Raw genomic sequence first — 7,690 nt, forward strand, 5'->3', positions numbered from 1 at the left:
CGAATAAACCCTTGTAATCGGTTTGAATTCATTGCTCAAGCCCTGCATAAGTAATTTTTTCTAGTTGTAAAAGTCAACGTACTGGCTAATTGTGAAAATCATGTGATTGACTTAAGTTGAACTGGCAGAGCTTTCGTTAAACAAACATATCGTTAAATTAGGTAAAAATAGACCGCTGCTATCTGTAGGTCTATTGACTCAATTTCCATAGAAGTTTGTGACACCAGATTATTAGCAGGTGTTCACCGCCTAACACCTCTCAAAGGAAAGACGAAATGTTAGGTAAGGGCTGCGTTACCCTAGTAGTGTTGACCCTAGTAGTGTTGGCACAACATAGAATATTGAGTTTAAGAGGGAATCATTATCGCTTCTAAACAACTGATTAACCATCAAATCAAGTCAGCTCAGGTTCTTTTGATTGACCATGAGAACAACAATCGTGGCTTGACTGATACCCGTGAGGCTCTACAACTAGCTGAAAATGCAGGACTCGACCTTGTAGTAGTCTCCCCCGGTGAAGATGCTCCAGTGGCGAAGATTTTAAACTACGGCAAGCATCAGTACCAACAGAAAAAACGTCAGCGTCAAGGTTCTCAACCCACAGTCAAGGAAGTTCAACTCCGTCCCAACGTTGGGGAGTCGGATTACAGCTTACGTATCAATAGAGCTGTAGAGTGGTTGAGTAAGGGCAATTCGGTGAAGTTTCAGATTCGTTTACGGGGTCGGGAACATCAACATCGCGAGCGCGCTACGGAACTGCTAGAGCGTGTTGTAGCTGACCTAGGCCAAGCTGGCAAAGTCCAGTCCTTTGATAAGCGATCGCTGATTGTTCAAGTCGTTCCAGCTTAGATTAGCTTTCCGGAGATCTGACCTCTCCCTGATGCCAGAAGAGGAGCTAGAGCTGAAAGAACAGTTCGGCTCCTTCTGGCTTCGTAGGGATGGGGGTTAGGTCTATAAGCTACTGCATTACTGCATCAATTACTGCATTACTGCATTAATTACTGTATCGCTGTATTTTGAATGGCCTCTGCAATGTCTTGAGCCGTCGCACCAGCAGAGAGTAAGGTGCGAACCAAGAGATCGAGCGAAACAGAGGGGTCACCCGCTTCCATTTTGGCAACCCTCGATTGACTAGACTTAATCCGCTTGGCAAGGGCTTGCTGAGTAAGCTGTTGGCTCTCGCGTTGCTGCTTTAGGCGCTTGCTAAGTGCGAGTTTCAATTCTATAAACACGGTTTCTTCTGGCGAAAGTCCGAGGAAGTGTGAGGCATCTCCAACAGTCCAGCCAGACGCTTCCAGGCGTTGACGCTTAGCTGAGTCCATAATGAAACCTGCACCATTGAACATCAAATTTCGTCATACCGCTTCAATTGACCAAAAATATAACCGTATTCTCACTGATATACCAAATCACAAAAAAATTTCTTCAGTAATCTCGCCAATGCGGAAAACCTACAGGAATGAGAAAACTAGATAAGTCACACAAAATTACTCACTCAGGAAGCCCAGGAGATGAATAAAGATACATTGGAAAACCAATCTAGAAATCAATGTAATCCCTTCATTCCTACGAAGAGAGATATAGCACGAACTGAGGAACTCTCCTCTAAAAATGCTGTTTTAACAGGAATTTTAAGCTTTATTTTTCTCCCAGCCGGACTTATTTACTTAAATAGAGGAATCAATAGTCTTAAGATTTTAGGCTATGTTTTTGTTGTTAGCTTCACGTTTAGCTTAGTAACGGAAGCAGAAGGAAATTCAAAAAACTTTAGCAATTTGCTGGGTCTGATAGGAACTGGAGCTATAACAGCCGAACAAGTAATGGCAGTTAATAAAGCTCAACAGCGGCTACAAAAAAAATCTTCATCGGTTTTAGCTTATAGTTTCGAGAAAAACGAAAAAAAATTCAGTGATTCTGAAACTAAACAAGAAGCTATAAACCAACTGAAGCAACTCAAGGAAAAATATGAGGCCAACGAAATTTCCGAAGAAGAATTCAAGCTGAAAAAACAAATAGTTCTGAGTTCACTGTAATTTCCAAAAGTTTGGATTTTGTTAATTCTAAAAGAGCCAATAGCAATGAATAAATTTCTCAGCAATCTAAGTCGGACAATTAATGAAGGAATGTCTGAAGTATCAACTCAAACTTCAGCCGAAGCCCAAAGAAATGAAGAACTCTCAAAATTGGAAATCAAAATTAAGGAAATCGATCTCAAACTTGATAAAACTTATACCCTAATAGGGCAAGCAGTTGCTGATACTCTTCGCAAAACTGAGCCTGTAACTCAGGAGTTTATCGTGCCTTTATTTATTCCGATTAAGGAACTAGATTGGGAACGAGAGCAGCTTCTAGAAGCCATAAAACAAATCAAAGCTAAGCAAGCCGAACAACTGAAGGCACAAGAGCTAATCAGAACGAAAAAAGAAGTTCAAGCCGAACTGCAAAAACTCCAAGAACTCAAAGATATGGGAGTAATTGATGCAGAAGAATTTGAAGTAACAGAGGCTAAGTTGAACAAGCGAATCCATAACTTTGAAAAGCTATACAACTTAAAAATTGCCTTTGATCGAAATTTAATTAGCCGGGATGAATACATGAGCAGAAAAGCAATGCTTGAATAAGAATAAAGTGTCTGAAACGTCATAAAAGTCACATAAAATTTCTGAGTGTTCAATATTTACCGTATGAGCCGCCTTGAGTAGGCGGTTTTTTATTGGTTGCCGTTGTGTTAAAAACAAGCAACTATATGATCGCACCCACCACCCCTCACCTTCACCTACTTCTCCTCAGACTTCTTCTCAGGCTCAGGCTCAGGCAGCGTCCTGATGAACTCTCGCAGAATATCAGTCATAGTTCTGCCTGTGCGCTCACTTAGCGCCTGTATGCGCCTGTACTCCACATCAGGCAGCTTGAAGGTTATTCTCTTCTGCTCAGTTGCCATAGTCGTCCGTCTAGTGTACAGTCAATGTGTAATGACTGTGTAATTGATGTACAGCTTATGGAGCAGACTCAGAGCAAGTGAACAGCTCCCAACTCGGCATGACTACTGTGGATACCCCACCCAAAAAAAGGACTTAAAGAGAGTACCCATAAGAACACGCCGCCCATCCAGTCCGGGTCACCAGTCCACCCAATGCACAACCATGCATTAAGGCAAACACGACCCCCAAACAAGGAATCAAACAACACCTGGGAAAGCTTTCACAAGCCTTTTCCCCAGGACAGACCCCCTATCCGGCTAGAACCCATTCTAAGCCCAAGCCCGTAGACGCTTCTCATCCAAGCGTCCATCCCGCATTGCACACATCCCAAACAACCAAAAAACACTATCCCTGGCGATTAGAAAGATCGTGTACAAAGACGCTCACGGACATCAGTTAGATGCGCTCCTTCCTAACGGCACAGTCTACCGTTACAACAGCATTTTCTACAGGGCCTCAAGCGCTGAAGCAAAAGGCAGACAATGGATTCGGGAATTAAAACACAAAAAATAAACTCTCCATATTTCCTCAAATTAATGCATTACTGCATTACTGCATTACTGACTGCATTCGTGACAAAAAGCATGAGTCACTCCCCTTGAATAAGTGTTACTTAATCTCACAAAAACATTAAAATAATCTGCTATGCTGTTATAACAACAACAGCTAGACATAACGCATCTGGGAACTGAAATGATGACAAACATCCAGAAGCAACAAACGCTGGAAAGGGATGACTATCTCAGGTTTCGATTGCCTGAAGCACTAAAAGAGCGATTTAAACTGTATTGCTACCTCAAAGGCATAACCATGTCCGATACCGTTAGGGAGATGATAGAAGAAGTTCTCAGAAACGAGAACTTAGAAGAATTGCTACAGGAAAAACTTTTACAGGAAAAGCTCCGAGACACTCCTAAAGAGGAAGAAGACGAGTAAGTTAATACTCCCCCTAGCTCAACACTGAGGAATTACAGGTAAACAGGGACTCTCAAACAGCCATCCAACCTAGGCTCAAACTGTGTTCAAGCACGAACACTGTTCTCATTAGCCTCAATTCTCCGCTGATAGAGTGCATCTTACCAGCCTCAGCAGTGTGCGAATAAGAAAATTCCTCTATCCTATCTAGGTTTGTCTGGTTGGCCTAGTATCAAAAGCCACTTCGGTAACCCTTCCGAACCAGACCGACCTGATGAGAAGTCTTTAGTCCCAGGACTGCCCATGCAGCGAAAAAAACCACCCACTTAACCCCCTAACAGGAGGCTCTCGCGATGAAAACCAAAAAGTAGAAATTGGCCCAATAGTTAAAGGCCGACGCTGCCCCAAGTTCTTGCCTAACCAAAGCAGCCCCAGCCTTGTAAATGAAAGCACCCACGCAGCTAAGAACTGGACGTGGATACATCTAAAGATATGAAACTTTCTGTAATTCATTCTACCTCAAGATTTGGCAGAATTACTAGCCCCACTTTGACCTATGAAGCTCAAGAAAAGTTCCACATACAGAGAGGTAGATCTCCGAGAAAAGATCTACCCAAAACCAAAAATGTAATGTACACGATATTACCAATGTACACGATAAATCAGTTCTTTGACCACAAGTCTGACATCTCACGCCGACCGTTAGAGCAGACCAGTAACCTACACACGGTTAGCTACGGAGGTTAATGAGATGGTACACACTTCAATCGATCAAAACGCCTCCTCAGAACGCCAAGAAATTATTGACTGGCTGATCTCTCATAACTACCCAGCCCTACCTGTCGCACCCGCTCAATCAGCACGGAAATATTATAAGGTTGCTCCAGGATACCCGAAACAGGGCGTGTGGTCACACTGTCCACTTACAGCCGACCTTCAGCCAATACCCCTCTTCATCGGCAAAAATCCATCCTACTTAGATGACACTGGCAAACCTCATTTAATTAACCATCGGAAATATCAGAGGCGACTGCCAAACCAACAAGAGCTAGAAGTCTGGTTTACTAATCCTGACAACGGAGTTGGGACGCTGGGCGGTTGGAACAATACCGTCTGGCTCGATTTTGACGTTAAACAGTTCCCATCTCAACAAGAATGCGATGCCGCCGTCTCAAAGATTATAGAGCGTCCTGAACTCTCAAAAACATTCATTGAGCGATCGCACTCGGGTGGCTGGCGAATTGGCGTCAGAGTCAAACAGAAACCCAACTTTACTAACTTTTCCGTACAGAACCCCAACCAGAGCATCTCTACTGTCGGCTCTCATGTTGGCGAAGCACTTTTTGAAGGACGCTTTACAGTGTTAGCTCCCACAATTGGCCCTAGCGGTAATCTCTATCAATCTATTCAACGCGCTATCCCAGTTGAAGTCGAATCCTTAGAGTCCATCGGCATCTACTCGACAAAAAGAAAGCGTGGAAGTGGTAAAAAACGGGAGACAGGGGGAGATTCTCTAGTCTCATCCGGGAACAAGCAGCAAGCCTTCCCCCAGTCCCCTACTCCCGGCTGCATCCCACTGGAATTTTTAGGCAACGACACCAGTCGCGACATTCTACAGGGCAACTGTCCAACGGGAGATCGGTCTGAAGCTCTGACAACAGCCACCAAGGAATGGTACGGCTGGCAGAACTGGGCTTATAACAACAGCATCCCGATTAGTGGCGATGCTACGACACTAGCCCATTATGCCGGCACTCAGCTGGGACTAGACTCCGACCGAATTGATCGCATCCTCAAAACAATAGATGAGCCTACCTCTTACCAGCCTGCGGCGCTCTACCGAGGAGGTGAGGAAAGTTGCTGGAAGAAAATCTACAGGCTGGATAAAACGACATTTGAAGCCAAATGTCCGACGCACATCAAAGCCGCCCTTACAAAAACGTTTGCGGCTATTGCACAAAACTCCACAAACCACAGGGACTGCTCTATGGAACAAAACAATGGCAATAGTGGCGGGTCCGGTGGTGGACGCCGTGGCGGTCTAGCTAGTGTACCAAGCGGAGACGACGCTGACGGTAACAACCGCTCCCGCGCCTCAGTGGTAGCTCAATACAAGAACGAACGCTTCGATATGGCGGCGCTAAGAAGCCAAATCAAGAACATTCTGATTCAAGACTTACCCCCATCAGAACTACAGACTGCCAAAATCCGTATCAGAAAAAATTTCCCTGGGGTATCAGAACGGGAAATTTCCCAACTATTTGAAACCCTAGAGCAGGAGTTGGAGCTATCTGAGTCAAGAAGCGAGCGCCGCTGTGAGGTAGACAACCTGCTCAAACTGGGAGACCAATCCCTCAACCTAAACGAATTTCTCCCCACTGACTTAGCTCAACCCCTCACGCAACTGGCACATTCTCTCAATATTCGTCCTGAGGTGTGTCTCACCACACTCTTGGTCGCCTCTAGTAGTCTCCACAAAACCCAGACCGAGTTAGTTATTCACAGAGGTCAAGGCTTCAGCGTCCCACCCACTATTTTTGCCGGGTTAGTGTCTGAGTCCGGACAGAAAAAATCGCCAATCCTTAAAGCGGTCATCAAAAAACCGCTCTCCGTTCTCCAGCGAGAAAAACGAGAAGCCTACCAACGAGCCTTGGCTCAGTACGAAAAAGAAATTATAGTCTGGGACAAATGCAAATCCGAGGAGCGCTCTTCTAAATACCCTGAAGGTAAACCTAAATTACCTCAGCAGCGGCTTTATTACTTCACCAATGCTACTGGAGAGGGACTCCTCTATCAGTTCCAAGCTCATCCAGATAAAGCACTTCTAGCTTTAGTCGATGAACTAGCAGGACTGTTCGCCTCTCAAAACAAATATACCGGGGGTCGTGGCAGCGATCGCCAAGACATTCTCTCCGCCTTCGACGGTACTGGGGCAACTGTCTTACGTGCAGCTGGCACCAAAGCCGACCTCGATGGACTCTTACTCTCCATCTGCGGCACCATCCAGCCAGAAATTCTCAAGCGACTGATGAGAGATTGTTCAGACCCCGATGGTCAGTGGGCGCGGTTCCTATTTGTCAATCAACCTCTGGCAGCTGCCACATTGGCGGATGATAACAGCAGCAGTGTAAGCCTAAGTGAACTCTTACTAAATTACTACCGCGCCATTGACCAACTCCCAGCGAGAGAATACAGACTCTCAAGGGAAGCATTCAAGCGTTATCAGCCCATCTATAACCAGCTAGAGCGGCTTCGCGTTTCTCATCCCAATCCAGGCATGAGAGCTGTTTATTCCAAGATGGAAGGTTATATCGGACGCATCGCCCTCAATCTCCACGTTTTACATGAACTCAAAAGTGGTAAGACTCTCCCAACGGAAGAAATCCCACTGTCCATTATGGAAATGGCGATCGCACTCGCTAAATTCTACATTGGTCAAGTCAAGCTCATCCATGCCAACTGCGCAGCAGACCTAGGAGATATGGCACCACACTTAGTCAAGATTGTGGAGTTATCCAAACGGATGGACGCCACAACCGGTAATAGCTGGATTAAAGCCAAAGTAGTCCAGACCGGCTACGATAGCCGCCACCGTCCGCGCCCTGATGCAGTTCGCTCTTGGTTCAGGGAGTTAGAGGCACTGGGTATTGGTTCAACGCGAGGGGCTGGAATTCGGCTGGAATATTCCTGGAAGTTACCCGATCTCCCAATGGATGACTCTGAGCCACCTCCCCAAGAAAAAGAGGAGAAAGTGGATAAAAGTGGAGAAAAGTGGATAACCTCTCCACCTACTG

At 45.4% G+C, this 7,690-nt stretch carries 7 protein-coding genes; 5 read left to right on the top strand and 2 right to left on the bottom strand.

The window, feature by feature from the left end:
* Positions 1–381: 381 nt before the first annotated feature.
* The gene (gene infC, locus V6C93_RS20825) at positions 382–849 is read left to right on the top strand and encodes a translation initiation factor IF-3 (protein ID WP_333478596.1); all 468 of its coding nucleotides are present in this window, start codon (positions 382–384) and stop codon (positions 847–849) included.
* 149 nt (positions 850–998) lie between these two features.
* Here the strand turns inward: infC and V6C93_RS20830 are convergent, their stop codons facing one another.
* Positions 999–1,322 carry a helix-turn-helix transcriptional regulator gene (locus tag V6C93_RS20830; RefSeq protein ID WP_333478590.1) on the bottom strand — a complete coding sequence of 108 codons (324 nt, stop codon included), beginning with the start codon at positions 1,320–1,322 and terminating at the stop codon, positions 999–1,001.
* Positions 1,323–1,511: 189 nt separating this feature from the next.
* Between V6C93_RS20830 and V6C93_RS20835 the strand changes: the two genes are divergently transcribed.
* The gene (locus tag V6C93_RS20835) at positions 1,512–2,033 is read left to right on the top strand and encodes an SHOCT domain-containing protein (RefSeq protein WP_333478591.1); all 522 of its coding nucleotides are present in this window, start codon (positions 1,512–1,514) and stop codon (positions 2,031–2,033) included.
* A 45-nt stretch (positions 2,034–2,078) separates the two neighbouring features.
* A complete protein-coding gene (locus V6C93_RS20840) occupies positions 2,079–2,621 on the top strand; it encodes an SHOCT domain-containing protein (protein WP_333478592.1) in 543 nt (180 codons plus the stop codon).
* A 155-nt stretch (positions 2,622–2,776) separates the two neighbouring features.
* On the opposite strand, the gene V6C93_RS20845 is transcribed toward V6C93_RS20840, so the two are convergent.
* Positions 2,777–2,941, bottom strand: coding sequence for a ribbon-helix-helix protein, CopG family (locus V6C93_RS20845; RefSeq protein WP_333478593.1), 165 nt, complete (start codon positions 2,939–2,941; stop codon positions 2,777–2,779).
* A gap of 733 nt (positions 2,942–3,674) precedes the next feature.
* Here V6C93_RS20845 and V6C93_RS20850 point away from each other — a divergent pair.
* Positions 3,675–3,917: a hypothetical protein gene (locus V6C93_RS20850; RefSeq protein ID WP_333478594.1), complete on the top strand. Its 243-nt coding sequence runs from the start codon at positions 3,675–3,677 to the stop codon at positions 3,915–3,917.
* 730 nt (positions 3,918–4,647) lie between these two features.
* Positions 4,648–7,690: DUF3987 domain-containing protein (locus V6C93_RS20855; RefSeq protein ID WP_333478595.1), on the top strand; the 3,043-nt coding region annotated here is incomplete at its 3' end.

It is taken from the genome of Allocoleopsis sp. (assembly GCF_036703385.1).
Taxonomy (GTDB): domain Bacteria; phylum Cyanobacteriota; class Cyanobacteriia; order Cyanobacteriales; family Coleofasciculaceae; genus Allocoleopsis.